General features: G+C 68.7%; 23 protein-coding genes. 12 read left to right on the top strand and 11 right to left on the bottom strand.

Annotated features, from left to right (window positions below):
- The first annotated feature begins 41 nt into the window (after nucleotides 1–41).
- Together AB0L64_RS35315 and AB0L64_RS35310 are read left to right on the top strand one after the other, a co-directional pair.
- On the top strand, nucleotides 42–671 hold the full coding sequence (locus AB0L64_RS35315; protein WP_363717344.1) for a DedA family protein: 630 nt from the start codon (nucleotides 42–44) through the stop codon (nucleotides 669–671).
- Between the two features lie 141 nt (nucleotides 672–812).
- Entirely contained in the window at nucleotides 813–2018 is a 1206-nt protein-coding gene (locus tag AB0L64_RS35310) for a hypothetical protein (RefSeq protein ID WP_363717343.1), read from the top strand.
- On the opposite strand, the gene AB0L64_RS35305 is transcribed toward AB0L64_RS35310, so the two are convergent.
- The gene (locus AB0L64_RS35305) at nucleotides 2013–2837 is read right to left on the bottom strand and encodes an acyltransferase domain-containing protein (protein ID WP_363717342.1); all 825 of its coding nucleotides are present in this window, start codon (nucleotides 2835–2837) and stop codon (nucleotides 2013–2015) included. The genes AB0L64_RS35310 and AB0L64_RS35305 overlap by 6 nt on opposite strands.
- Before the next feature lie 535 nt (nucleotides 2838–3372).
- Between AB0L64_RS35305 and AB0L64_RS35300 the strand changes: the two genes are divergently transcribed.
- The gene (locus tag AB0L64_RS35300) at nucleotides 3373–5295 is read left to right on the top strand and encodes a DUF222 domain-containing protein (RefSeq protein WP_363717341.1); all 1923 of its coding nucleotides are present in this window, start codon (nucleotides 3373–3375) and stop codon (nucleotides 5293–5295) included.
- 940 nt (nucleotides 5296–6235) lie between these two features.
- Here the strand turns inward: AB0L64_RS35300 and AB0L64_RS35295 are convergent.
- The 9 genes from AB0L64_RS35295 to AB0L64_RS35255 form a co-directional block, all read right to left on the bottom strand.
- A complete protein-coding gene (locus AB0L64_RS35295; RefSeq protein WP_363717340.1) occupies nucleotides 6236–7306 on the bottom strand; it encodes a hypothetical protein in 1071 nt (356 codons plus the stop codon).
- A 76-nt stretch (nucleotides 7307–7382) separates the two neighbouring features.
- The gene (locus tag AB0L64_RS35290) at nucleotides 7383–7670 is read right to left on the bottom strand and encodes a 4a-hydroxytetrahydrobiopterin dehydratase (protein WP_359926180.1); all 288 of its coding nucleotides are present in this window, start codon (nucleotides 7668–7670) and stop codon (nucleotides 7383–7385) included.
- Nucleotides 7671–7983: 313 nt separating this feature from the next.
- Nucleotides 7984–9369, bottom strand: a complete 1386-nt coding sequence (locus tag AB0L64_RS35285) for an MFS transporter (RefSeq protein WP_363717339.1) — start codon at nucleotides 9367–9369, stop codon at nucleotides 7984–7986.
- A gap of 34 nt (nucleotides 9370–9403) precedes the next feature.
- A complete protein-coding gene (locus tag AB0L64_RS35280) occupies nucleotides 9404–11380 on the bottom strand; it encodes an AarF/UbiB family protein (RefSeq protein WP_363717338.1) in 1977 nt (658 codons plus the stop codon).
- A 205-nt stretch (nucleotides 11381–11585) separates the two neighbouring features.
- Nucleotides 11586–12338: a succinate dehydrogenase/fumarate reductase iron-sulfur subunit gene (locus AB0L64_RS35275; protein ID WP_355701204.1), complete on the bottom strand. Its 753-nt coding sequence runs from the start codon at nucleotides 12336–12338 to the stop codon at nucleotides 11586–11588.
- Nucleotides 12335–14212, bottom strand: coding sequence for a fumarate reductase/succinate dehydrogenase flavoprotein subunit (locus AB0L64_RS35270; protein WP_363717337.1), 1878 nt, complete (start codon nucleotides 14210–14212; stop codon nucleotides 12335–12337). The genes AB0L64_RS35275 and AB0L64_RS35270 overlap by 4 nt, the downstream gene beginning before the upstream one ends.
- 18 nt (nucleotides 14213–14230) lie before the next feature.
- Nucleotides 14231–15031: a hypothetical protein gene (locus AB0L64_RS35265; protein ID WP_359926166.1), complete on the bottom strand. Its 801-nt coding sequence runs from the start codon at nucleotides 15029–15031 to the stop codon at nucleotides 14231–14233.
- A 76-nt stretch (nucleotides 15032–15107) separates the two neighbouring features.
- Entirely contained in the window at nucleotides 15108–15410 is a 303-nt protein-coding gene (locus AB0L64_RS35260) for a hypothetical protein (RefSeq protein ID WP_131285659.1), read from the bottom strand.
- A gap of 102 nt (nucleotides 15411–15512) precedes the next feature.
- Nucleotides 15513–16127: a hypothetical protein gene (locus tag AB0L64_RS35255; protein ID WP_363717336.1), complete on the bottom strand. Its 615-nt coding sequence runs from the start codon at nucleotides 16125–16127 to the stop codon at nucleotides 15513–15515.
- A 17-nt stretch (nucleotides 16128–16144) separates the two neighbouring features.
- Between AB0L64_RS35255 and AB0L64_RS35250 the strand changes: the two genes are divergently transcribed.
- The 8 genes from AB0L64_RS35250 to mshB all read left to right on the top strand — a co-directional run bounded on the left by AB0L64_RS35250 (nucleotide 16145) and on the right by mshB (nucleotide 24165).
- Nucleotides 16145–16513: a (deoxy)nucleoside triphosphate pyrophosphohydrolase gene (locus tag AB0L64_RS35250; protein ID WP_363717335.1), complete on the top strand. Its 369-nt coding sequence runs from the start codon at nucleotides 16145–16147 to the stop codon at nucleotides 16511–16513.
- A gap of 146 nt (nucleotides 16514–16659) precedes the next feature.
- Complete coding sequence (locus AB0L64_RS35245) at nucleotides 16660–17706, top strand: ABC transporter permease (RefSeq protein ID WP_363717334.1); 1047 nt, start codon at nucleotides 16660–16662, stop codon at nucleotides 17704–17706.
- Nucleotides 17707–17709: 3 nt separating this feature from the next.
- On the top strand, nucleotides 17710–18714 hold the full coding sequence (locus tag AB0L64_RS35240) for an ABC transporter permease (RefSeq protein WP_363717333.1): 1005 nt from the start codon (nucleotides 17710–17712) through the stop codon (nucleotides 18712–18714).
- Between the two features lie 13 nt (nucleotides 18715–18727).
- Nucleotides 18728–19798: an ABC transporter ATP-binding protein gene (locus AB0L64_RS35235; protein WP_363717332.1), complete on the top strand. Its 1071-nt coding sequence runs from the start codon at nucleotides 18728–18730 to the stop codon at nucleotides 19796–19798.
- 16 nt (nucleotides 19799–19814) lie between these two features.
- Nucleotides 19815–20858 (top strand): dipeptide ABC transporter ATP-binding protein, encoded by a 1044-nt coding sequence (locus tag AB0L64_RS35230; RefSeq protein ID WP_363717331.1) that lies wholly within the window; start codon nucleotides 19815–19817, stop codon nucleotides 20856–20858.
- A gap of 211 nt (nucleotides 20859–21069) precedes the next feature.
- A complete protein-coding gene (locus AB0L64_RS35225) occupies nucleotides 21070–22743 on the top strand; it encodes an ABC transporter substrate-binding protein (RefSeq protein ID WP_363717330.1) in 1674 nt (557 codons plus the stop codon).
- Nucleotides 22744–22907: 164 nt separating this feature from the next.
- Nucleotides 22908–23195, top strand: a complete 288-nt coding sequence (locus AB0L64_RS35220; RefSeq protein ID WP_363717329.1) for a LuxR C-terminal-related transcriptional regulator — start codon at nucleotides 22908–22910, stop codon at nucleotides 23193–23195.
- Between the two features lie 58 nt (nucleotides 23196–23253).
- On the top strand, nucleotides 23254–24165 hold the full coding sequence (mshB, locus tag AB0L64_RS35215) for an N-acetyl-1-D-myo-inositol-2-amino-2-deoxy-alpha-D-glucopyranoside deacetylase (protein WP_363717328.1): 912 nt from the start codon (nucleotides 23254–23256) through the stop codon (nucleotides 24163–24165).
- Here the strand turns inward: mshB and AB0L64_RS35210 are convergent.
- Complete coding sequence (locus tag AB0L64_RS35210; RefSeq protein ID WP_363717327.1) at nucleotides 24104–25048, bottom strand: DMT family transporter; 945 nt, start codon at nucleotides 25046–25048, stop codon at nucleotides 24104–24106. The two genes, mshB and AB0L64_RS35210, sit on opposite strands and share 62 nt — an antisense overlap.
- A gap of 102 nt (nucleotides 25049–25150) precedes the next feature.
- Here AB0L64_RS35210 and AB0L64_RS35205 point away from each other — a divergent pair, with 102 nt between their 5' ends.
- The gene (locus tag AB0L64_RS35205) at nucleotides 25151–25669 is read left to right on the top strand and encodes a flavin reductase family protein (RefSeq protein WP_363717326.1); all 519 of its coding nucleotides are present in this window, start codon (nucleotides 25151–25153) and stop codon (nucleotides 25667–25669) included.
- Nucleotides 25670–25707 lie beyond the last annotated feature (38 nt).

The following is a 25707-nucleotide window of genomic DNA, read 5'->3' as shown; positions in this document are numbered from 1 at the left end:
GGGATTGCGGCACTTTTGCCGATGGATGGCACACTGCCGGGGTGACAGGGTTCATGGAGGTCGCCAGGCACCTGCTCGGGATCGCTATGGCCTCGCATTGGCTGCTGCTCATCCTGTTCGCCGCCGCGGCGATCGACGCGGTGTTCCCGGTGGTCCCCAGCGAAGGCATGGTGATCACGGCCGGCATGGCCGCGGCCGCCGGTCACCAGAACCTGCTGCTCGTGATCACGGTCGCGATGGTCGGGTCCGTGATCGGCGAATCAGTCTGCTACTTCCTGGGCCGCGGTTCCGGCCCGGCGCTGCACCGGTGGATGAAACGCCAGGAGCGCCGCCAGCAGCTCTACGAGAAGGTCTCGGCCGCGCTGCACTCGCGCGGCGGCCTGATCCTGATGACGGTGCGCTACATCCCCGGCGCCCGGATGGTCGCGACGCTGACGGCGGGCGCGACGCGGTACTCGTTCAAGAAGTTCATCGTCTTCACGTTCGCGGGCGTGACGGTTGCGTACACGTATGTCGCCCTGCTCGGGTATCTCGGCGGCGACGCGTTCGCGCACGACCAGCTGAAGGGGCTCGTGTTCAGCCTGAGCCTCGCCGCGGTGATCGGTCTGGTCGTCGAGACCTCCCGCCGGATCGCGGTCCGGCGCCGCGCCGCGAAGATCACGGCCGCTTAACGATCCCGGCCCGGGTTTCCCCGCGGCCGCGTGTCCCGATCCAACCTCTGAAGGCTCTCGTGCGTCAGTAGACCCGTGGTGAGGCTGAGGTCGTGTCCGAGGGCTCCGACACGACCTGGGGCGAACCTCGCGGCCGCTGCGGTGGTCGTCGCGGCGGTCCTGGCCGGATGTGCCGACGTACCGCTGGAAGGCGCTCCCACTCCCGGTGTGCCGACCTCGGCGGAGCCCACTGGCAAGCCGACGTCGAAGCCGACGGGCAAGCCGACCTCCAAGCTGACGCCCAAGTCGTCGCCTGGGCCCAGCATGCCGCCCTCATCGCCGAAGCCGTCGACGCCGGCGGCCACAGCGTCGATGCCGCCTGCGGCCGGGAACCTGCTCGCCGCCGCGCCGGTGACGCGTTCTTTCCCGGGCCGGCTGCCGGACGGCAAGCCGCCGCTGTTCGTCGTCGTCTCGTTCGATGGCGCGGGCGATCTGATGCTCTGGTCGCGCTGGCGCGCCGTCGCGAAGCAGGTCGACGCGCGGATGACGTTCTTCCTCTCCGGCCCGTATCTGTACCCGGGCGACCGGCGGAGCGACTACACGCCGCCGTACAAGAAGCCGGGCGCCTCGGACATCGGCTGGGGTGACACGGCCGGCATCCTCGGGCGGACCAAGGTGCTACGCGAGGCGATCGCCGAGGGCCACGAGATCGGCACCCACGCGAACGGGCACTTCTGCGGCACGAACGGCATCGGCCGCTGGACCACCGCGCAGTGGATCGCCGAACTGGGCGCGTTCGACCGGATGGTGCGGACCGGGCCGTCACTGGCAGCCGGCAAGACCGTCGCGCCGCCGTTCGACCCCGCCACGGTGAAGGGCATGCGGACACCGTGCCTGGAGGGCGACCGGTCCGCGTACCGGCTCGCGATGGCGCAGCGCGGCATGCTGTACGACGCGTCCGCGCCCGGGTACATCGCCTGGCCGAAGAAGGCGAACGGACTGTGGAACTTCCCGCTGCAGTCCGTGACACTGGCCGGCACCAGCAAGAAGACCCTGACGATGGACTACAACCTGTGGTTCGCGCAGACCCAGGCCCGCAAGGCCCCGCTCGCCCAGGCACCGGCGTTGAAGGCCCAGGTGCTCGCGACGTACCGGCAGGCACTGGCGAAGTCACGCGCGAGCGGCAACCCGCCCCTGTTCCTCGGTAACCACTTCAACCGCTGGAACAACAGCGTCTACTCCGACGCGCTGACCACCTTCGTCCTGGAGACGTGCAAACAACCCGACGTACAGTGCGTGTCGAACATGGAGCTGGCGAGCTGGCTCACGAAGTACGGCGTACCCCGCGGCCCTCGCCAGCCGTCATAGCCGCAGGTAGCCGTAGCCACTTTGCCAGGTGCCGCCGTTCTTGATGCGTTCGACGACGAGGCGCTGCAGGCGGGTGTCCTGGGGGAGGTCGTCCAGGTGGTCGGTGCCGTGGGTGCGGAAGGTGAAGAAGATCGCGCTGTCCTGGCTGTCGTTCGGGGTGCCGTACGGCGTGAAGCGGCGGCCGAACTTCACCGTGTTCGAGTCCTGCGGGAGATGGTCCAGCAGGTACGGGTCGATCAGCCAGGACCACAGGTTCGCGGTCCGTACCGGGTACTCCGGGAAGTAGCGCGGGAAGAACTCGCGCGCCTGCTGGAGGCTGTCGTCGACGAGCTCTGGCGTGAGCGGACCGGTCTCGGGGATGTGCACGCCGATGATCCACTCGCCGGGCTCGGTGCCGGGGACCGGCTTGTCGGCGGGGACCTGGTGCAGCAGGTACTGCAGCCGGCCGAGCGCGTAGATCTGACCGGTCCAGTGGATCGTCATCCACCAGTGCGTCTCCAGGCCGTAGTCGCCGTGAGTCCGCCGGTTCACCTTGATCTGCTGCCCGAGGTCGGCAAGGGTCGCCCAGCTGATGTCGTCCGGGATGCCGCGCTCGGCGTGGTACCGGCGGATGTCCGGGACGGTCTCGAGGAACGCCTGGATCGAGTTCCGCGGGTCCTCCGGCATCCGGAACTCCGGCTCGCTGCCGAGCTTCCCGATCGCTCCCCGGATCTGGTCCGCGAGCTCCTTCACCGCCACCTGATCCGGCGAGAACGCCTCAGCCGCCTCCCGATCCACGTCGGCGAACCCAAGCAGCCGATACACCTCAGCACTCGTCACTCGTCAACGGTAACCGATCCAGCCGAGCCAGAGACTTACCACCTGAACCCCGGACGACCTGGGCTCAGGTGGGGAGGAAGGGAAGCGGAGAAGAGAGAGGACAAAGGGGTGAGTTGAGGGTGGGGAGGTGCCGGGGGAAGGCAGGGAAGAAAGACACAAGACAAGAGCAGTGAGGATTTGGGGTGCAGGGAGGGTTGGGTCTACAGGCGCCGCCTTCGGCTGTCGGCAGAGGTTGCTGTTCGGGGCCGTCGGGCAGCTGCCACAGGAACAGCGAATCTCCTGTAGCGCCGGCCTCGTTGTGACTGCTGCGAGCAGTGGGTGGTCGCGCGCGCGTCCGTTCGATGGCGTCCGTGCGAGCTCCGACCAGAGTTGGGCGCAGGTGTGGAACTGGGTCGATCTGTGGATCGTGCTTTCGACCGAGCGGGTGCTCCCGCACGCGGCGGAGGGTGTTTGCTGGTGTGGGCCCCCGGATTGCCCACAAAATAAGGGGATTCCGGCCCGGAAACTGTCGGTGGCGCCGTCTAGAGTCAATGCCATGGAACTCCTGGGCGAACGGCCGGCGTGGTCGATGAGTGGCGGCGAACTGCTGTCCACTCTCGACACGCTGGAGGCCGAGCTCGCCCGCCTGGAGTCCTACCGGCTGAGCGTGGTCGCCGCCATCGAGTCCACCGGGTACGCGCAGGAGCTCGGCGCCCGCGACACCGCCGAACTCCTGCGCTTCCGGTACCGCCTGGACCCACCGGCCGCCCGCCGCACCCTCCGCCTCGCCCAGGCCGCCCCGCACTACCCGGCCGTGGCCGCCGCCCTCGACCGCACCGCCTCCTCCGCCACGACCGCCGACGTACCGGACGACAGCGGGTCCGGCGACAGCGGATCCGGCGACAGCGGATGCGGCGACGGCGGCTGGTTGCTTCGGCCGGCGCAGGCGGCGGCGATCGTGTTCGGGCTGGACCGGGTTCGGTCGCGGGTGCAGGTGGAGCACTTGGACGCGGCCGCGGAGCAGCTGGTCGGGCTGGCCGGCCACCTGTCACCGGGCGAGCTGCGCACCGCCGCCAAGGAGATCGCCGACCTGCTGGACTCCGACGGCCCCGAACCGGAGGAGCTGAAGGCGTATGAACGGGAGTCCTTGACGCTGTCGGCTGCGGACAACGGGGTGAAGTTCAAGGGCTTCTTGGCCAATGAGAACGCCGAACTCCTGCGCGCCGTCGTGCACGCCGGTGCCCGCCCGCACAAGACCGTCGACGGCGAACACGACCCGCGCCCCCGCGACAAGCGCCAGGCCGACGCCTTGTCCGGCGCCCTGAGCATCGCCGCTGCCGCATGGGACACCATGGGACCCACCGCGCCCACCGCGCCCACCGCGCCCGCCGGACCTACCGGACCTGCTGCGGCGACCACAGCCGTCGCGAGCAGTGCCGGCAGTGCGGGCGGTGCGGGTAGCGCCGGCAATGCGGGCAGTGCTGGCAGTGCGGAAAGTGCCGGGAGCGTGGGGAAGGATCGTCGGGTCGCCGGGTACGGCGCGAAGGCCAACATCACCGTCACGATCGACCTGGACGACCTCAAGGCCGCGACCGCGGACGCGATCGGGCGCACTGTCTACAGTGGCGGGCTGTCCGCGGCCACGATCCGGCGGCTGGCCTGTGACGCGAACATCATCCCGCTGGTGCTCGGCTCGAACTCCGAACCGCTCGACGTCGGCCGCCGCGAACGCCTGATCACCAAGCCGATGCGCCGCGCCCTGGACACCCGCGACCGCGGCTGCGTGGTCTGCGGAGCGCCGCCGATCATATGCGACGCCCATCACCTGATCTCCTGGATCGACGGCGGCGACACCAAAGTCTCGAACCTCGCCCTGCTGTGCCGCCGCCACCACACCGACGTCCACCGCGGCCACTGGCATATCCGCATCACCAGCGGCATCGTCCACGTCACCCGCCCGGCCTGGGCCACGGCCCCGCCAGCCGCCCCCGCAGCACGACGATCGGGACCGCCGGACGCCCAGCCACTCAGTACGGCGCCACCGGACACTCAGCCACGCGGGACGGCGGGGCCGGGCGGTGTGCCGGGTGGTACGGCGGGGCCGGGTGCTGAGCCGCGTCGCACGGCGCCACCGGACACTCAGCCACTCAGTACGGCATCGCGGGACGCTCAGCCACGCGGGACGGCGGGGCCGGGCGGTGTGCCGGGTGGTACGGCGGGGCCGGGTGCTGAGCCGCGTCGCACGGCGCCACCGGACGCTCAGCCGGGCGGGTCGGGTGGGCTGGGTGGTGCGTCGGGTGGTACGGCGGGGCCGGGTGCTGAGCCAGGTCGTACGGCATCGGCGGACGTCGAGCATGGCGGTGGGGCACTGCGGGTCGTCCATCCAGTTGCTGGTGGGGAGGCCGGCGGGAACCCCTCGCGGTGGCGGGCGGATGAGGCCGCTCTGCAGCAGGCCGCGGCGTTCGCGGCGACCGGTTGACGCCGGACAGGACAACGGCCTTCTACCCTCGGGCACGCGGGCAGGAGGCTGTTGTGCTGCGGCGCGTCAGGCTGCTGATGATCTGGGTGGTGCGTGGTCCGAGCAAGGCCGGGGGTGCGGCTTGGTAGGTGCCGATCGGCGGCAGGCTGGGGCAAGGAAGTGCCAGGTGGCTTGTGCTCAGGGCAGGAGGTTGTTGTGCTGCGGCGCGTCAGGCTGCTGATGATCTGGGTGGTGCGTGGTCCGAGCAAGGCCGGGGGTGCGGCTTGGTAGGTGGCGATCGGCGGCATGCTGGGGGGAGGAAGTGCCAGGTGGCTTGTGCTCGGGGCAGGAGGTCTGGAGATCATGACCTGGCGGATGGTTACCTCGCCGACGAATCGCGGCCGATCCGACTCGCCCGGGCCATGTCATCCAGGTCCCACCTCAGCCTGCGTACGCACGACGAGTTTGTTCAGGGACGCCCGCGCAAGTCTCGCCGCTCGTCCACCCCGAGCCCGAGTACAGGCCACCGGGAACCCTCTGAGGCAAACCGCTACCGCTGTCTACCTTCCCCAAGCAAGCCGTACGACCCATGCTGGAGATGAATCGACGGCGCCTGCGAAAGCCCGCCACCCGCGCGCCCGCCGCCGATGACCGGCCCACGGTTTGCATGCCCTCCGCCCCGTTGCAGGCACAACCGGCGCGCCGGTTGTGCCTGCTGTCCGCGCAGTTTCCGTCGGCACCAACCACCCGCCGACAGCTACCCCGCGGTTGCAGCAGCTGCACGATCGAGCGCCCCGACACGGTTGGTTGGCTGATGCCGAACAGGTCCGCGAGCACCGTCTGGCTGACGTTCTGCCGCAGGTTCAGCTGTACCAGCACGATCTGCCGGTACAGCCGAACCGGATGGTCGTCCAAGCGCTGGCACCGGCATGCCGAGCCCAGGCAGGCATCAGCCCTCTTCTCAGCGTTCTTCGGCTAGGCCCAGGTAGAGGATGGAGGGGTTGGTGGGGTTGAAGGCCAGGGACGGGATGCCGTCGTGGGGGTTGTGTTGTTTGGTGAGGGTGCCGGTGGAGGGGACGAAGCGGTAGAGGTCGGCGCCGAAGTTCATGAACGACGTGCCGTAGCTGAAGTAGAGCAGGTCGGGGTCGACCGGTGAGGCCCACATGTGGTTGCCGTTGACGAGGTCGGCGCGGGTCTGGTCGAGCACCTCGCGGAACTTCTGCCCGCCGTCGGCCGACTCCCAGATGAACCGGGTCGACCGGTCCTCGTCGTAGCCCTCCATCCAGACCTTCGACGGGTCGGCCGGCGAGATCGCCAGGCTGAACGCGTTCACCCGTTCGACCGGCCGCGACCGCGTCCACGTCCGCCCGCCGTCGAACGTCACGTACACCCCGTCCGACATCACCCCGATCACCACGTGGTCCGGGTCCCGCGGATCCACCACGGCGTCGTACAGGAACAGATCGGCAGCCGCCGGTACGCCGACACGCTGCCACGTCACCCCGTCGTCCGAGGAGTCGTACAGCTGCCCGTCACCGGCCACAGCGCGCAAACGCCCGGGCCGTGCGTCCAGCGCGGCCAGCCCGCCACCGACAACCGGACCGAGAACGGTGGTCACCTTGGAGCCATGCACGCGATGGATCGGCTGGTCGTTGACGCTGTAGACGTACGCCGAATCGCCCGGCCCCGGCTGGACGTCGTACGTGCTCAGGTCGTCCGGCACCTTGTCCAGCAACTGCCAGCTGCAGCCGGCGTCGCTGGAGCGCTGGATCGTCTGCTTGCCGATGCTGACGAGCGTGTTGACTTCTTGCAGCGCCGCGACCTTCGCGTAGGTCACCGGCAGCAGCTTGTCGGTCGTATCGGCGAGCACTCGGCCGTCGGTCTCGGTGAACGTCACCGAGCCGTCGCCGTACACCTTTCCGCAGTGCGGCCGGTTCCACGACGGGGTCGGTGTCGCCGCACCAGCTGGTACGGGAAGGGCGCCGAGCAGGGCGACGGCCGCGGCCGCGAGGACAAAGGGGCGTGAGGTCATGCCCTTATGTTTAAGGGCATGACCGCACTGCAACCCAGCGCTTGTCGTGGCCGACAAGCGCCATGACGGGAAGAGGTCAGCCGGCGGCAGTGTCGATGTGCCGGGCCAGGACCAGGTCGTCGTCGGTGATACCGCCGGCGTCGTGGCTGCTGACCCGGAAGGTGATCGTGGTGTAGCGGATGTCGATGTCCGGGTGGTGGTTCATCGACTCCGCGAGCTGCGCGACGGTGGCGACCAGCCGGATGCCGTCCAGGAACGTGTCGCTCTTGACGCTCCGGACCAGTTCGTTGTCGACGACCTTCCAGTGCGGCAGGTGGTCGCGCAACGCGAGGTCGATCTGGTCGTCGGTCAAGAGGTCAGCCATGCGCTCACTCTAGACCCCGATGGTGGAGAGCGTCGCGATGACGTCGGTGCGCCAGGAACGATAGCGGCCGGGGTCCTCGGTGAGCAGTTCGGCGGCGCGCGCCCTAAGGACAAGATGGTCCCGACGAGGCGGTCGCGTCCGGTGTGTTGGACCGCCCAACGGTGTACTTCAGGCTGGAGCCGCCGTGCGTCGGGGTCGGCGGTGCGCTCGATCCGGTCGGCCTGCGGCAGCGTGGCGGTCGCGTCCCGCGGGTCGCCGTCAGTCTCGAAGTCCTGGAACACCCCGGGCGGCGCGGCCGCCTGCGCAGTCTCGATCAGTGTCGGCGGGCCCGCGGTGCCGCCAGGAAGCCGAGCAGCGCGAGCGCGGCGCCGGCGGTGACGATCACGCCGAAGACCCACGGCCGCGGGTCGTCGGCGTTGAACGCGAGCAGGGTGCCGCTGATCGCGAGACCGGTGGCGATGCTCATCGTCGCCGCCATCTGGCCGGCGCTGCTGTTGCGCCCGGAGTTGCCCTGGTCGGACAGATCGAGGGTGAGGACCGAGAGACTCGACGAGCTCAGCCCCATGCCGATGCCCGCGAATCCCCAGCCGATCAGCCCGAGCCAGGTCGTCGCGTCCGTCCACGCGAGCAGAGACGTCACGAGCAGGCCCAAGGTCATGAACGCCAGCCCGGTCCGCAGGACGGTGACCCGGTCGATCCCGTGCTCACGGCCCTGGAGCCACGACCCGAAGGCCCAGCAGACGCCGGTGATCGACAGCGTCACCCCGGCCCGCGACGGGCTGAAGTCGTGCTGCAGCGTGAGCAGCAGCGGAAGATATGCGCCGACGCCGGCGAATGCGGCACCGCCGAGTCCGCGGACGGCGACCACCGCGGGAAAGCCCCGGCGCGCGGTGAACGTACCGGCGGGCATCACGCGGACGGCAGCACGTCCCAGCACTGCCAGCGCCACGACGATCGCCGTACCGCCGAGGAACGGATGCGCTTCCAGGTGGTCACCGGCCAGTGTCATCGAGAACAGCGCGACGGAGGCGGCGAGAGCCCAGGGGAGCGCGGCCCGCCACGCCTCGAGCTCGGCCGCGTCCTCGGCCGTCCGCTCCGGTGCCGGGGTGCCGGCCGACTGACGCATCGCCGGACGGAGCAGCAGCCAGCTCGGCACCAGCAGGACGAGTGCGCCGAGGAACACCCAGCGCCAGCCGAACTGTTCCGTCACCACACCGGTCAGCACCGGCCCGAGCACCGACGGCAGGATCCACATCGCCGCGAACAGCGAGAACATCCGCGGCCGCAGTACGGCGGGGAGCGCGCGGGCGACGAGCACCATCAACGACACGTCGAGCAGCCCTTCGGCGAGGCCGCTGAGCAGCCGTCCCGCGATCACCATCGGCATCGCGGTCGCCGTGCCGACCAGCAGCTGTGCGAGCGTGAACGAGATCGCGCCCGCGCGCAGCGTCGGGATCGGGCCGCGGCGGTCCGACCAGAGGCCGGCGATCGCGAGCGAGATCAGGTAGCTCGCGTTCGGCGCCGCGTTCGCGAGGCCGAAGCTTCCGAGCGCACCGAACTCGCGCACCATCGTGGGTAGCGCCGTGCCGACCGCGCGGTTCTCGAACGCGCCGAGCGTGACCAGACCGATCACGCCGAGCACCAGGGGCAGGTGCTGTCCGGTGAACAGTCGGGGGCGGGCCTGATCGGTGATCGTCATGCCCGCCATCGTCAAAGGTGAAGTGAGGTTGAAGTCAAGTCGCCCGATGGCCGGGCAGCCGGAAGATCAGCACCAGCACGCGCAGGACGAGCACCGCGCAGATCACCAGCAGGTTGTAGCCGAGCAGCTGGAACAGCGTCATCGAGTCCGTGACCTTCGGGCCGCCCGGCGTCCCGAGCAGCAGGACGGCCATGATGCCCGCGGTCGCGCCGAGCACCGCCAGCAACGCCTGGTGGAGCAGGCCGGTGAAGTGCCGGCGATCGCGTTCGTCGGCCAGCAGCCGCACGTTCACCCCGAGCCGGCCGCTCTCCGCGGCCGCGGCGATCCGGTCGATCCGGCGCGGCAGTCGGCGCAGCATCGGCAGCAGCGTGGCGAGCTCCTCGGTCGCCGTACGGCGCAGCGCGTCGGGCGCGAGGCGGTCGGTGACGTGCGCGGTCGCGAACTGGCGCGACGCCGCCATCAGGTCGAAGCCGGGGGAGATCCGGGAGATCGTCCCCTCGATCGTGGCGAGCGCACGGAACACCGCGGCGACCTCGGGCGGTACGCCGAGCTGGTGCGAGGTGATGATCTTGAACAGGTCGTTGAACATCGCCGGGCCGAGCGCGACGCCGGCCGCGAGGTGCTTGGTCATGAACTGACCGACGGCCCGTTCGAGCGAGCGCTCGTCGACGACGTCGGGACGGTAGACGATCTCCAGCAGCGCGTCGGTGGCGGCCACCGGGTCGCCGCGGTCGACCGCCAGCAGGAACCGCTGCAGCGCCTCCCGGGTGGCCGGGTCGAGGCGGCCGACCGAGCCGAGATCGAGCATGCCGATCCGGCCGTCGGTGAGCAGCAGGAAGTTGCCCGGGTGCGGATCGGCGTGGAAGACCCCGTCGATCGCCACCTGGCCGAGCAGGCACTCGAACAGCGCGCGGCCGAGGCGCTCCGGGTCCAGCCCGCGGTCCGCGATCGCCTGGTTCGCGTTGCCGAGGCCGACCCCGTCGAGCCGTTGCATGGTCAGCACCCGGCGGGCCGAGCGCTCCGGGTAGAGCCGCGGTACGACGAGTTCCTTGCTGGCAGCAACGGACTGGCCGGCCGCCACGGTGGTCATGTTGCCGGCCTCGACAGTGAAGTCGAGCTCCTCGCGCATCGCGTCCGCGAAACCGTCGGCGAGCGCCCGGACCCCCATCGAGCGGCCCCAGTCGGTGTTGCGTTCGAGCAGCCGGGCGAGACGGCGGACGATGTCGAGGTCGCGGTCGACGACGGCGGCGATCCCGGGCCGCTGGACCTTCACCACCACGTCCGTGCCGTCGGTGAGCCGGGCGGTGTAGACCTGCGCGACGGAGGCGGCGGCGAGCGGCTCCGTGTCGAAGGCGGCGTACAACCGGTCCGGCGGCCCGCCGAGCTCGTCGGCGAGGACCTCCTCGATCTGCGCCCAGGGCGCCGCAGTGACCTGGTCCTGGAGGCGGCTGAGCTCGGCCGCGACCGAGGCCGGGATGACGTCGCTGCGGGTGGACAGGACCTGGCCGAGCTTCACGAACGTGACACCGGCCTCGTCGAGCGCGAGCCGCAGCGACCTGGCCAGCTCGGCCTGGCCGGCGGCGTTCTCCCGGCCCGGGCGGCGGCGGCCGCGCAAGTACGGCCCGAGGCCGTGCTTGATCGCGATCCGGAGGATCTGCAGGTACCGTCGGCCGCGGGCGATCCGCCCGCTCAGGTCCCGCCGCAGATCGCGGGCCCGCGGCAACGATCCGGTCGGCACCAGTGCCTCGGCGAGCACCAGGAACACCAGCCCGGCGAGCATCGAGCAGAGCACGATCAGCACCATGAACGCGATCGCGGCGCCGTTCGACCCGGTCCACGGCGGCGTACCGATCATCGCGATCGCCAGCGGCCCGGAGACGCTCAGCGTGATCAGCGCGCCGACCGCGAGCCGCCCGAGCCCGAACCGGACTCCGAGCAGCCGCTGCGAGATCGGCACGAAGATCATCATGAACACGACCAGGTTCACCAGCCGCAGCACCACAACATCCATGCCCCGAACCCTAGGCGCCCACGCCCCGCCCACGGCTCCCCAACGCGGGTGAACCACCCCCCACCACCATTTGCCTGGCCGGCCAGCCAGGTTGTGGGTTCTACACCGTGAATGCGAGTGCAGAACCCACAACTTCGCTGGTCAGCCAGGCAAATGGGCGCGCCCCTGGCTCCGGGGTGGGGCCAGGGGGCGCGAGTGCGGTGTGTCAGGCCGGGCGGCGGCGGATCTTGTTGCCGAGCCAGACCAGCGGGTCGTACTTGCGGTCGGCGACGCGCTCCTTCATCGGGATCAACGCGTTGTCGGTGATCTTGATGTGCTCGGGGCACACCTCGGTGCAGCACTTGGTGATGTTGCAGAAGCCCAGGCCGTGCTGCTCCTGGGCGGCCTTTTGCCGGTCGGCGGCGTCGAGCGGGTGCATGTCCAGCTCGGCGATCCGCATCAGGAACCGCGGACCGGAGAAGCTCTCCTTGTTCTCCTCGTGGTCCCGGATCACGTGACAGGTGTCCTGGCACAGGAAGCACTCGATGCACTTGCGGAACTCCTGCGACCGCTCGACATCGACCTGCTGCATCCGGTACTCGCCGGGCTTCAGGTCCGCCGGCGGCTTGAAGGCCGGCACCTCGCGCGCCTTCTGGTAGTTGTACGACACGTCCGTGACCAGGTCGCGGATCACCGGGAAGGTGCGCATCGGCGTGACCGTGACGACCTCGTCCTCGGCGAACGTGTTCATCCGGCACATGCACATCAGCTTCGGCATGCCGTTGATCTCGGCGCTGCACGAGCCGCACTTGCCGGCCTTGCAGTTCCAGCGCACCGCCATGTCCGGCGTCTGGGTGGCCTGCAGCCGGTGGATGACGTCGAGGACGACCTCGCCCTCGTTCACCTCGACCTCGTAGTCCTTGAGCTCGCCGCCCTCGGCGTCCCCACGCCAGACGCGGAATTTGCCTGTGTAGCTCATGCTGTCGGCAGCTCCTCTTCGGTGAGGTACTTCTTCAGCTCGTCGACCTCGAACAGCTCCAGCAGGTCCTCGCGCATCGGGATCTGCTGCTCCTCGGTCACGTTCACGCCGCCGTCGGCGTCGAGCGCGCAGACCAGCAGCTTCTTGCGCCACTCGGCCGACATCGTCGGGTAGTCGTCGCGGGTGTGACCGCCGCGCGACTCCTGCCGCATCAGCGCCGCCCCGGCCACACACTCCGACACGGTCAGCATGTTGCGCAGGTCGAGCGCGAGGTGCCAGCCCGGGTTGAACTGGCGGTGACCCTCCACCGTCATCTTCGCGATCCGGCTGCGGAACTCGGACAGGCGGCCGAGCGCCTGCTCCATCTCCTCTTCCTTGCGGATGATGCCGACCAGGTCGTTCATCGCCTGCTGCAGTTCCTGGTGGATCGTGTACGGGTTCTCGCCGCCCTCGAGCTCGAACGGGGCGAGCGCCTCCGCCGCCGCGGCGTCGACGTCGGCCTCGTCGATCTTCGGCCGCTCCCGCAGCTGGTCGACGTAGCTCGCCGCACCCATCCCCGCGCGCCGCCCGAAGACGAGCAGGTCGGACAGCGAGTTGCCGCCGAGCCGGTTGGAGCCGTGCATACCGCCGGCCACCTCACCCGCGGCGAACAGGCCCGGTACGACGGACGACGCGGTGTCCGGGTCGACCTCGACGCCGCCCATCACGTAGTGACAGGTCGGGCCGACCTCCATCGGCTCCGCGGTGATGTCGACGTCGGCCAGCTCCTTGAACTGGTGGTGCATCGACGGCAGCCGCCGGGTGATCTCCTCGGCCGGTAGCCGCGACGACACGTCCAGGAACACGCCGCCGTGCGGGGTACCGCGGCCGGCCTTGACCTCGGAGTTGATCGCCCGGGCGACCTCGTCCCGGGGCAGCAGCTCCGGCGGGCGCCGGTTGTTGTCCGGGTCCTTGTACCAGCGGTCCGCCTCGTCCTCGGTCTCGGCGTACTGCGCCCGGAACACGTCCGGCACGTACTCGAACATGAACCGCTTGCCCTCGGAGTTCTTCAGTACGCCGCCGTCACCGCGGACCGACTCGGTGACCAGGATGCCCTTCACCGACGGCGGCCAAACCATGCCGGTCGGGTGGAACTGGATGAACTCCATGTTGATCAGCGTCGCGCCGGCCCGCATCGCCAGCGCGTGCCCGTCACCGGTGTACTCCCAGGAGTTCGAGGTGACCTTGAAGGACTTGCCGACGCCGCCGGTGGCCAGCACGACGGCCGGCGCCTCGAACAGCACGAACCGGCCCGACTCCCGCCAGTAGCCGAAGGCGCCGGAGATCGCGTCGCCGTCCTTCAGCAGCTCGGTGATCGTGCACTCGGCGTACACCTTGAGGTTCGCCTCGTAGTCGCCGGTGGACTCGAAGTCCTCCTGCTGCAGCGAGACGATCTTCTGCTGCAGCGTGCGGATCAGCTCCAGGCCGGTGCGGTCGCCGACGTGCGCGAGCCGCGGGTAGGTGTGGCCGCCGAAGTTGCGCTGGCTGATCCGGCCGTCCGGCGTGCGGTCGAACAGCGCGCCGTACGTCTCCAGCTCCCAGACCCGGTCGGGCGCCTCCTGCGCGTGCAGTTCGGCCATCCGCCAGTTGTTCAGGAACTTCCCGCCGCGCATCGTGTCGCGGTAGTGGACCTGCCAGTTGTCGTTGGAGTTCGCGTTGCCCATCGCGGCGGCGCAGCCGCCCTCGGCCATCACGGTGTGTGCCTTGCCGAACAGCGACTTGCAGATGATCGCGGTCTTCTTGCCCTGTTCGCGGGCCTCGATCGCCGCGCGCAGGCCGGCGCCGCCGGCCCCGATCACGACGACGTCGTACGAGTGTCGTTCCAGCTCAGTCATGTCTAAGGACGTCCTGTGTCAGTTGATGATGCGCAGGTCGGAGAACCAGCCGGCCGAGAGCGCCATGATGTAGAAGTCGGTCAGGATCACGGTGAACAGCGACGTCATCGCGAAGGTGCCGTGCCTCGGGTTCAGCTTGGACACGAAGGTCCAGTACCGGTAGCGCATCGGGTGCTTGGAGAAGTTCTTCAGCCGGCCGCCGACGATGTGCCGGCAGGCGTGGCAGGAGAGCGTGTAGAGCCACAGGAACACCAGGTTGATCCAGATGATCAGGGTGCCGAGGCCGATACCGAAGCCGCCGTCCTTGCCGTGGAAGGCCTGGATGCCGTCGTAGATGTTCAGCAGACCGAAGACCAGCGCACCGTAGAAGAAGTAGCGGTGCAGGTTCAGCGCGACCAGCGGGAACTTCCGCTCTCCGGTGTAGGTCTTGTGCGGCTCAGGCACCGCGCAGGCGGCCGGCGCGAAGAACAGCGACCGGTAGCCCGCCTTGCGGTAGTAGTAGCAGGTGCCGCGGAAGCCGGCCAGGATCACGAACGTGATCAGGCTGAACGGCAGGAAGCGCGGGAAGGCGCCGAACCAGGTGCCGAGGTGACTCGAGCCCTCGACGCAGCTACTCGTGATGCACGGCGAGTACAGCGGCGTGAGGTAGTGGTACGCGTCGACCCAATACCACTTGTTCATGAAGATCCGGACCGTCGCGTAGACGATGAAGAACAGCAGGATCACGCCGATGCGCAGCGGCGCGAGCCACCAGCGATCCGTTCTCGCGGTCTTCAGACCTATTTGCGCGCGTCCTGGCGCGCTCACTCCGGTAGCCATCAGAACCGTCCTCGCTTCGCTGCGGGCGGTTCTGCTGGCAGGACGCCGCTCTGTTGAATTTGCTCGCTACGCTCGCTCATGGGGCATGCCTGTCAGGCGCGCCGAAGCCTTCGTGTTCCGCGTCGGTCCACATGGACGCGTCATACTCCACGTCGGGAATCTCCTCGAGTTCCTCCGGAACTGGTCCGGGCCTGTGCCTGGGGTCGGGCGGGCCCAGCTCTGCGAGGTCGTCGCTCAACCGGGCCACGTCGGACACCAGCCGGCGGATGCCGAGGGTGTCACCGTACTCCTGGCTGAGTTTGCCGACGGCAGCGTGTAACCCTTCGAGCGCGCGGACGACCGCGGCGATGTTGCCTGGGCTGTTGTTGCCCTCACCCATGCCGACTCCAGTAATGGTTTTGTAGCTGTCAGTATGGGCACACTTTGCCCCTGCCGAGCGCCCAACGGAAGACCCCTCGGTACGGCGTGTTTCCAGTTAGGCTTACCTCAGTTGCGAGCGTGCCGACGGGTGGAGTAATGGGGCGTATCCGCCCTGCAGCACAAGAAGATTCGCCGGCGGCGTGAGGGTCTCGACCTCGATCGGGCCGGCCGGTCGCAGCGGTTCGCCGTACCCCTCCCACGACCACGGCAGCACCCGCCGGCCGAGCACCAGCGCCGGGGAACCGTCGAGCCGCACCATGGCCCCGTCGGGCAGGTCGGCGAGGTTCCGGGTCGTCGTGCGCTGCCGTCGGGTGCGCGACTCGACCCGCTGGCTGTGCAGGACCGCGTCCATCTCCGGAGCTCTCAGATGCCGGCCCCAGGCGTCGGCGTACAGCAGGAAGTCCCTGCGCCGGCAGTAGGCGCACGGCCGATGGCCGGCCGCGAGAGCGACCGCCTCGTCGAAGAAGAACAGTGCGGTCCACCGCCCGGGCGGCATCGGATCGCGACGCCGGCCCCGGAAGTCGAGAACGCACGAGATCCACGCTTTCGACCGCCAACGGGTCGTTCCCAGGCGGCGATCGGCGCCGTGCAGGCAGCCGCGGTTGCCCATCAGCAGACCGCGTCCCGGATCCGCGACGATGTCCTGCGTGGGGAGAACCCTGTTCTGCAACGGCACGGCAGCATCATGTCTGAATGCGGATCGTGGTGGGAGTTGCAATGGTGCGGGACGACCGGGTGCTGGCGGCGTACCGGCCGGGGCCGGACGGCGGCTGGGAGTTCCCGGGCGGGAAGGTCGAGCCGGGGGAGACCGACGAGCAGGCCGCGGTCCGGGAGATCCGCGAGGAGCTGGACCTGGAGATCAAGGTCGGCGAGTCGCTCGGGCCGGGTGTCGACATCTCGGCGGCGTACCGCCTGCACGTGTATCTGGCGACGGTCGTGGCCGGCGATCCGGTCCTGCGTGAGCACGCCGAGCTGCGCTGGTTCGCGCGGGACGAACTGGACGAAAGTGACTGGCTGGTACCCGACCGGCCGTTCGTCCAGGCACTCCGAATCCGGCTCTGAGTGGCGGAAGTCACACCGGTCACGATTCGGTGACTAGCTTCGGCTGCCCATGGCGTCCACACTGCGAGATACGTAGGGTTCCCGGAAACCCGGCCAGCCGGGCCGGAGAGTCCGGGGTGCATCACCAGAAGGACGGGTGACGGGCGATGACGCTGGGGGTATCGGAGACGCAGTCCCCCGATGAGGGGCTGCCGGCAGATGCTCTGGCAGAGACTGCCGAGGCGAAGGAGATCGAAGGCCGCTCACTGGGCCAGATCGCCTGGGCGCGGCTGCGACGTGACAAGGTCGCGATCATCAGTGCGGTGGTGATTCTGCTGATCGTCGCGGTGGCGATCTTCGCGCCGCTGATCGTGAAACTGAACGGGTTCCCACCCGATCAGTTCAACAAGCTGGACGCCAACGGGAACCCGTTGCTGAACACCCGCGACGGCGGTATCCCGATCGGCGGCCTGTGGGGCAGCGGTACGAGCTCGGAGCACTGGCTCGGCGTCGAACCGCAGAACGGCCGGGACATCTTCTCCCGGCTGGTCTACGGGACCCGGGTCTCGCTGCTCGTGGCGCTCGGCGGCACCATCATCGCGGTCGTGCTCGGCACGGTGATCGGGATGGTGTCGGGGTACTTCGGCGGCTGGATCGACACGCTGCTCAGCCGGTTGATGGACATCATGCTGAGCTTCCCGGCGCTGCTGTTCGTGATGGCGCTGACACCGGTGGTCGCGTCGCGGGCCCAGGACCTGTTCGGCATGCCGGACAACAACACCCTCCGAATGGGGGTGCTGATGTTCGTCCTCGGGTTCTTCGGCTGGGCCTATCTGGCCCGGATCGTGCGTGGTCAGACGCTCTCGCTGCGTGAACGGGAGTTCGTCGAGGCGGCCCGTTCGCTCGGCGCCGGGTCGAACTACGTGATCTTCCGCCAGGTGCTGCCGAACCTGCTGCCGACGCTGCTCGTCTACACGACGCTGCTGCTGCCGACCAACATCACGGCCGAGGCGGCGCTGTCCTTCCTGGGTGTCGGCATCAAGGAGCCGACCGCGTCCTGGGGCCGGATGATCGCCGACGCGTCGGCCTGGATCGAGAGCAACCCGTTGTACCTGTTCTTCCCGGGGATGGCGCTGTTCATCACCGTGCTGGCATTCAACCTGCTCGGCGACTCGGTCCGGGACGCCCTCGACCCGCGCGCCGGAAGGAGCTGACCGGTGGGCCGTTACATCATCCGCCGCCTGATCCAGGCGGTGTTCGTGCTGATCGTGATCAGCGCGATCACGTTCTTCCTGTTCTGGGCCACGCCGGCCAATCCCGCGCTGCTGATCTGCGGCAAGAACTGCAACGCGGAGACGGTCGCCCAGGTCAACGCGACGTACGGCTTCGACAAGCCGCTGATCGTGCAGTACGGGCAGTACATGCAGGGCCTGGTGAGCCCGGGGGGCCGCATGATCGGCTCGGAGGGCAACGAGCGCAACTGCCCGTGGCCGTGCTTCGGGGAGTCGTACCAGAACGGCATCCCGGTCTGGAACTCGATCAAGGACGCGTTCCCGTCGACGCTCTGGCTGGCCGTCGGAGCCGCGATCCTCTGGCTGGTGGCCGGCGTCCTGCTCGGCCTGATAGCCGCCCTGCGCAAGGGGAAGTTCATCGACAAGTTCAGCGTCGGCCTGGCGTTGTTCGGGGTGTCGTTCCCGACGATCGTGTTCGGCTACCTGCTGCTGTTCCTGTTCATCGTGAAGTTGGAGTGGATCCCGTTCCCGGACACCGCGAACGCCGCCTTGTTCAGCGTCGGTCCGGTGAAGTGGGCGCAGTTCTACATCCTGCCCTGGATGACGCTCGCGCTGGTCTACGCGGCGCTGTACACCCGGCTGACCAGGGCGAACATGATCGACACGATGAACGAGGACTACATCCGCACCGCCCGGGCGAAGGGCCTGGACGAACGCACGGTGGTCTTCAAGCACGGGCTGCGGTCCGCGCTGACCCCGATCGTGACCATCTTCGGCCTGGACGTCGGCGGCCTGCTGGGCGGCGCGGTGATCACCGAGCAGATCTTCAGCATCACCGGGCTCGGCAAGTTCTCGATCGACTCGGTGCTCAGCAACGACCTGCCCGCGATCATGGGCGTGGTGCTCTTCGCGGCGATCTTCGTGGTGCTCGCGAACATCGTCGTCGACGTCCTGTACGCCTTTATCGACCCGCGCGTGCGGCTGGCCTGAGGAAGGTGGCGTGGTGACCGAATCCGTGACCAGTACGACGCCGGCGGAACCCCGCGCGGGGAAGCCGTTCCTGGAGGTCAAGGACCTGCAGGTGCACTTCCCGACCGACGACGGCCTGGTGAAGGCGGTCAACGGGCTGAGCTTCACCTTGGAGCGCGGCAAGACGCTCGGCATCGTCGGCGAGTCCGGCTCCGGCAAGAGCGTGTCGAGCCTGGCGATCATGGGCCTGCACAAGGGCAGCCGGGCGCAGGTGACCGGCGAGATCTGGCTGGACGGCGCCGAGTTGGTCGGGATGTCCGTGGCCGAGATGCGGACGCTGCGCGGCCAGCAGGTCGCGATGATCTTCCAGGACCCGTTGTCGGCGATGCACCCGTTCTACCGGGTCGGTGACCAGCTCACCGAGGCCTACCTGGTGCACAACGACGCGCCGAAGGCGGTGGCCAAGAAGCGCGCGATCGACCTGCTCGACCGGGTCGGCATCCCGGCGCCGGACAAGCGCTTCTACGACTATCCGCACCAGTTCTCCGGCGGTATGCGGCAGCGCGCGATGATCGCGATGGCGCTGATGTGCGACCCGGCGCTGCTGATCGCGGACGAGCCGACCACCGCACTCGACGTCACCGTCCAGGCCCAGATCCTCGACCTGATGCAGGATCTGCAGAAGGAGTTCAACTCCGCGATCATCCTGATCACCCACGACCTCGGCGTGGTGGCCAAGATGACCGAGAACGTGGTCGTGATGTACGGCGGCCGGGTGGTCGAGACGGGTGCCGTCCGGGACATCTTCTACCGGCCCGAGATGCCTTACACGTGGGGTCTGCTCGGTTCGATCCCGCGGGTGAACCGCTCCGGCGACGGCCGGCTCAAGTCGATCCGGGGTACGCCGCCGTCGCTGATCAACCTGCCCAAGGGATGCCCGTTCCAGCCGCGCTGCGACTACCAGAGTCACGTCGAGGGCGCGGACTGCGCCACCGAACTGCCCGAGCTGTTGCAGATCGGCCAGGAGCCGCACCTGGTGCGGTGCCACATCCGGTCCGAGCAGCGCCGCAAGCTGTTCACCGAGCAGATCAAGCCGAACCTGTGATGGCCGAGGAGCGCCGGTGAGTACGACGTCAGCAGCCGAGCACACGGCCGGCAAGGAATCCGCACGCGGCGAGCTGCTGCTCGAGACCCGCGGACTGCAACGCTACTTCCCGGTCACCCGGGGGATCATCTTCCAGAAGCAGACCGGCGCGGTGAAGGCGGTCGACGGTGTCGACCTCAGCATCCACGCCGGCGAGACGCTCGGGGTGGTCGGTGAGTCCGGCTGCGGGAAGACCACCACGGGCCGGCTGGTGACCCGGCTGGACGAGCCGACCGGCGGATCGATCTCGTTCCTGGGCTCGGACATCACGCACCTGAACCGGATGAAGATGCGGCCGTTCCGGCGCGACGTCCAGATGATCTTCCAGGACCCGTTCTCGTCGCTGAACCCGCGGCAGACGGTCGGCACGATCATCTCGGCGCCCTTCGACATCCAGGGCGCCAAGCCCGAGGGCGGTACGAAGAAGGCCGTCCAGGCGCTGATGGAGACGGTCGGGCTGAACCCCGAGCACTACAACCGTTATCCGCACGAGTTCTCCGGTGGCCAGCGGCAACGGATCGGCGTCGCGCGGGCGCTCGCGCTGCGCCCGAAGCTGATCGTCTGCGACGAGCCGGTGTCGGCGCTCGACGTGTCGATCCAGGCCCAGATCGTGAACCTGCTGGAGGATCTGCAGAACGAGTTCGGCCTGGCCTACCTGTTCATCGCGCACGACCTGTCGGTGATCCGGCACATCTCCGACCGGGTCGCGGTGATGTACCTGGGCAAGGTGGTCGAGACCGCCGACCGGGACGAGCTCTACAACCATGCCCGGCACCCGTACACGCACGCGTTGCTGTCCGCGGTCCCGGAGGCCGATCCGGACGCCGAGGAGCGGCGCGAGCGGATCCGGCTGACCGGCGACGTGCCGAGCCCACTGAACCCGCCCTCGGGGTGCCGCTTCCGCACCAGGTGCTGGAAGGCGCAGGAGATCTGCGCCGCGGAAGAACCGCCGCTGGTCCAGATCGGCGCCCCGGGCCATCAAGCGGCGTGCCACTTCCCGGAGGAACGGGACGTGGTCTGACGACTACACAGAGCTTCGCTCCGGTGTACCAACGGCATTGAAGGGATCACGATCTGGTCAAGCGGGCGAATCCGCATTGCGCTGTTTGTGAACACGTGAGTTGATGACCGCCACATGACGTAGATCTCTTTCTTCATGCCGCCGTGACCCGGCGACAAGTGTCAACACAAGGAAGGAAACACTGGCCATGGATCACCTCAAACGAACCGGAGTGGCAATCGCCGTGGGGTTCGGTCTGAGCCTGACCGCGGTTGCCTGCGGCGGGGGAGAAAGCAATACGCCGAGCGGGCAGGCCTCGGCCGGTGCCAAGGGGGGCACCGTTACCGTGTACCACGTCAACGACGTGGAGCACCTCGACCCGGCGCGGAACTTCGTCACCGACTCCGGCATGATCGGCAAGCTGATCACCCGGACGCTGACGGACTACCGGTACGACGCCAAGGCGAAGAAGATCATCCTCGAGAAGGACCTCGCCGACAGCTACGAGTCCAGCCCCGACTTCAAGACCTGGACGTTCAAGCTGAAGGACGGCATCAAGTACGAGGACGGCACGCCGATCGTTGCCGCTGACATCAAGTACAACGCCGAGCGGTCGTTCGCCGCCGACATGGCCGAGGGTGCGCCGTACGCGCACGAGTACCTCGACTGCAAGGGCTACAAGGGCCCGTACGTGGCGAACAACAACAACGGCAAGGGCTGCACCGCCATCGAGGTGCCGGACGAGAAGACGATCGTCTTCAAGCTGAACCGCCCGGTCGCCTCCTTCGACGGCACGGCGAGCATGAAGGTCTTCTCGCCGGTCCCGAAGGCCAAGGACACCAAGACGCAGTACGACAACCACCCGGTGTCGAGCGGCCCGTACAAGATCGAGACGTACACCCGCAAGAAGCAGCTGGTGCTGGTCCGCAACGACCAGTGGGACCAGAAGACCGACCCGCTGCGCGACGCGCGTCCGGACAAGTTCATCTTCAAGTTCGGTGACGCCGAGGCGACCGTCGACCAGCGACTGATCGCGAACGGCGCGGCCGACCAGAGCTCGCTGAGCTTCGCCGGTGTGCAGCCGGAGAACATCGCCAAGACGAACCAGGCCAACGTCAAGGACCGGGTCGTCGAGGGCACCGACATCTGCCGCCGCTACATCGCGTTCAACGAGCAGAAGCCGCTGCTGAAGAACCAGAAGCTGCGCGAGGCCCTGTACTACGGCCTGGACCGGACCAGCTACCGCGACGGCCGTGGTGGCGAGCGGCTCGCCAAGGTGGTCGACTCGATCATTCCGCAGGACATGGAGGGCTACAAGCCGGAGGAGAACTTCAAGGCTCCGGAGCAGGGTGACCCGGCCAAGGCCAAGCAGCTGCTGACCGAGGCGGGCTACAAGGGCGAGAAGCTCGTCCTGGGCACCGCGGACTCCGGTCTGGCCGTGAAGGCCGCCGAGGCCGCGCAGGCTTCCTGGAAGGCCGTCGGGATCAACGTCGAGATCCAGAAGATCCCGGGTGACAACTACTACTCGACCCAGCAGCAGGACTCCGCGGCGACCGACCTGATCACCGCCGGCTGGTGCTACGACTGGGCGAGCCTGACGACGATCGTGCCGTCGGTCTTCGGGCCGGACACGACCGCCGCGGGCAAGGCCGCGCAGAACAACTACGCGCGCAGCCAGGCCGGTTGGGACAAGATGGAACAGATCGTGTCGCAGACCGACAAGCAGAAGATCGAGACCGACCTGTCCGACCTGTACACCGAGATCATGAAGACGGCGCCACTGGTGCCGACCGTCCAGGACCTCAACGTGTACGTCGTCGGCTCGAACCTCGACAACGTCGTGGCCGACCCGAACACCGGTGGCATCCCCGACCTGACGCAGATCGGTGTGAAGAAGGTCAGCTGACCCCGGCACCCGCAGTACGAAGTTGAACAGTGAAGGGCGGCGCCGTTCGGCGCCGCCCTTCCTGCTGTCCGGAACTGTATGGGTCGTTTGTACGGGTTGTACCTGGCGACCGCTCTCGGCCGGCGACGAGAATCCTTGTCCTGAACTCTTGGGGAGGAGTGGGTATGTCGGTCTACCCGGTGGTGCGGAGAGAGGACTTCGCGCCGGACGTCGTCTGCGAGGTGTACGAGCTCGGGTCCCGCCGGCAGGACCCGTCCGCGGTCAACGAGCTGACCAGCCGCCAGGTGACGATCGGCCGGATGATGGCGACCGGGGCCAAGGACGCGGCGATCGCGCACGAGCTGGGCCTGTCGCTGCGCACCATCCGGTCCGAGATCAGCGCGCTGATCGCCGGTCTCGGCGCCAAGTCACGGTTCCAGGCCGGGTGCCTGCTGGTCCGGCGCTTCGGCTGACCGGTGTCGGGAAAATTCCGTATCCCGAACTGTCCGCCGCCCGACGTAGGCTTTCGGCATGGTTGAGCTTGCTGAGCGCCGGCTGCTGCTGGTGCACGCCCACCCGGACGACGAAACCATCAACAACGGTGTGACGATGGCGCGCTATGTCGCCGAGGGAGCCCACGTCACCCTGGTCACCTGCACCCTCGGCGAGGAGGGCGAGGTCCTCGTCCCCGAGCTGTCGCACCTGGCCGCCGATCAGACCGACGGCCTCGGCGAGCACCGGATCGGTGAGCTCGCGAACGCGATGGCAGAGCTCGGTGTCACCGACCACCGCTTCCTCGGCGGCCCGGGCAAGTACCGCGACACCGGGATGATCTACAACGACGCGGGCAACGCGGACGTCCCGCCGGAGACCCGCAAGGACAGTTTCTGGCAGGCCGACCTGCTGAGCGCGGCCGACGACCTGGTCCCGATCATCCGCGAGGTCCGCCCGCAGGTCCTGGTCACCTACGACCAGTACGGCAACTACGGCCACCCGGACCACATCAAGGCCCACCGGGTGGCGACGTACGCCGCCGACCTGGCCGCCGCCCGGTCGTACCGTGAGGACCTCGGACCGGCGTGGGAGATCCCGAAGATCTACTGGACCGCGATGGCCGAGTCGCGGATGCGCCAACAGCTCCGGCTGCTGCGCGAGTCCGGCGACACCACCACGTTCGAGGGCCTGGACCCCGAGGGCCCGCTCGGTCCGTTCGTCACGCCGGACCGGCTGATCGACTGCGTGATCGAAGGCGAGGAGTTCATCGACCGGAAGATGAACGCGATGAAGGCGCACGCCACCCAGATCACCGTCGACGGCCCGTTCTTCGCCCTGTCCAACAACCTCGGCAACCAGATCTGGAGCTCCGAGCCGTACCGCCTGGTCAAGGGCACCGCCGCCCCGGACCCCGACGGCCTCGAACACGACCTCTTCGCCGGCCTCTGATCCGGTTGGCGGAGAAGTAGGCCCCGGCCAGGATCAGCACCGCACCGATCAGCTGAAGCACGGTCGGCCGCTCGTGCAGCACGACAGCGCTGAGCACGAGCGCGCCGACCGGCGTCAGCATCAGCAGCGCCGCCCCGACGTGGCTGGGGAGCTGAGGTGAGTACGTCGCCACGAGCAGCCACCCGACGACGGTTCCGGCGACGGCGACGCCGAGCAGCCACCCGATCACCCGCAGGCCCGGCGTGAGGTCAACGCCGCGCCACAGCGCTCCGGCGGCGAGGGAGACGACGCCGGCCGAGGCGATCACGACGAAGTAGTTCTGCACCGGCCGCCCGCCCTGCCCGGTACGCCGGAGCAGGTAGAGGAACACCGAGTAGCAGGCCGCGGCGAGGACGGCATGGATCGTCCCCCACACCGGGTCCGTACCAGCGGCGCCGCCGTCCACCAGCCCTGCGGTCAGGGCGACACCGAAGATCATCACGGGGACCCAGAGGACGAAGCGCAGCGGGGCCCGCTCGCCGTCGATCGCCCAGGCGAGCAGTGGTACGCCGATCACCTGGACGTTCACGACGACGGTCGACAGACCGGCGCCGACCTCGTCGATCGCGCGGGTCCAGAGCAGCATGTCGCCCGCGAAGAAGGCGCCGGCGACCAGACCGAGCAGGATCTCGGTCCGGTCCGGTGCGGGGTGCCGTCGGCGTTCGGCCCGCGCGGCGGCGGCGAGGAACGGCAGCGACAGCGCACAACGGTAGAAGCCGGCGGTCCCAGGCGTCGTCCCGGCGAGGTCGATGAGCACCGACGACACCGAGACGAACAGCGCTCCGGCACCGAGCCGGACCGACGGCCCCGCACGGTGCCGGAGACGCTCCCGGTCACCAACCATCGATGGTCCGGTACCCCGGACGGCGATGTTGATTCGGGTGGCGTGATCGGTCCCACACGCCGGGTTGAGGTATCAACCCGGGTCCGGGCATAACCTGCTGAGGTGTCGTCTTCCGAGTCGAGTGGGAGTGTCCCGCCTGCGGACTTCCGGGCTGCCCTGGGGCAGTTCGCGACGGGGATCACGATCATGAGCACGCTCCAGGACGGTGTCGCGCACGCGATGACCGCGAACGCGTTCACCTCGGTCTCGCTCGATCCGCCGCTGGTGCTGGTCTGCGTCGACAAGGCCGTCCGGATGCACGCGGCCGTGCTGGACTGCGGCTACTGGGCGGTGTCGGTGCTGTCCGGGGCGCAGCGGCCGATCGCGGACCGGTTCGCGCGGTCCGGGCGGGACCTGTACAGCCAGTTCGACGGCATCGGGACGACGGCCGGCCCGAAGACCGGCTGCCCGACCGTCGACGGCGCCCTCTCCTGGCTCGAGTGCCGCACCTGGGCGACGTACGACGGGGGAGATCACACGATCGTCGTGGGTGAGGTGCTGAGCCTCGGATCGGGCGATCCGGGCGACCCGAGCGCGCTGATCTACCACACCAGTCACTACCGGGAACTGCCCGGAAACTGACCGTTACTCCCGGGGCATCGCGGGGCAGCCCCGACGGT

It is taken from the genome of Kribbella sp. NPDC051936, from assembly GCF_040680955.1.
Classification (GTDB): domain Bacteria; phylum Actinomycetota; class Actinomycetes; order Propionibacteriales; family Kribbellaceae; genus Kribbella.
This window is presented reverse-complemented; position numbering and strand designations above follow the sequence as displayed.

Bases quoted from the DNA above. Each gene is read 5' to 3' on its own strand.
- AB0L64_RS35300 (WP_363717341.1), top strand. From the start codon at position 3,373: ATGGAACTCCTGGGCGAACGGCCGGCGTGGTCGATGAGTGGCGGCGAA.
- AB0L64_RS35295 (WP_363717340.1), bottom strand. From the start codon at position 7,306: ATGACCTCACGCCCCTTTGTCCTCGCGGCCGCGGCCGTCGCCCTGCTC.
- AB0L64_RS35290 (WP_359926180.1), bottom strand. From the start codon at position 7,670: ATGGCTGACCTCTTGACCGACGACCAGATCGACCTCGCGTTGCGCGAC.
- AB0L64_RS35285 (WP_363717339.1), bottom strand. From the start codon at position 9,369: ATGACGATCACCGATCAGGCCCGCCCCCGACTGTTCACCGGACAGCAC.
- AB0L64_RS35280 (WP_363717338.1), bottom strand. From the start codon at position 11,380: ATGGATGTTGTGGTGCTGCGGCTGGTGAACCTGGTCGTGTTCATGATG.
- AB0L64_RS35275 (WP_355701204.1), bottom strand. From the start codon at position 12,338: ATGAGCTACACAGGCAAATTCCGCGTCTGGCGTGGGGACGCCGAGGGC.
- AB0L64_RS35270 (WP_363717337.1), bottom strand. From the start codon at position 14,212: ATGACTGAGCTGGAACGACACTCGTACGACGTCGTCGTGATCGGGGCC.
- AB0L64_RS35265 (WP_359926166.1), bottom strand. From the start codon at position 15,031: ATGGCTACCGGAGTGAGCGCGCCAGGACGCGCGCAAATAGGTCTGAAG.
- AB0L64_RS35260 (WP_131285659.1), bottom strand. From the start codon at position 15,410: ATGGGTGAGGGCAACAACAGCCCAGGCAACATCGCCGCGGTCGTCCGC.
- AB0L64_RS35250 (WP_363717335.1), top strand. From the start codon at position 16,145: ATGCGGATCGTGGTGGGAGTTGCAATGGTGCGGGACGACCGGGTGCTG.
- AB0L64_RS35245 (WP_363717334.1), top strand. From the start codon at position 16,660: ATGACGCTGGGGGTATCGGAGACGCAGTCCCCCGATGAGGGGCTGCCG.
- AB0L64_RS35220 (WP_363717329.1), top strand. From the start codon at position 22,908: ATGTCGGTCTACCCGGTGGTGCGGAGAGAGGACTTCGCGCCGGACGTC.
- mshB (WP_363717328.1), top strand. From the start codon at position 23,254: ATGGTTGAGCTTGCTGAGCGCCGGCTGCTGCTGGTGCACGCCCACCCG.
- AB0L64_RS35210 (WP_363717327.1), bottom strand. From the start codon at position 25,048: ATGGTTGGTGACCGGGAGCGTCTCCGGCACCGTGCGGGGCCGTCGGTC.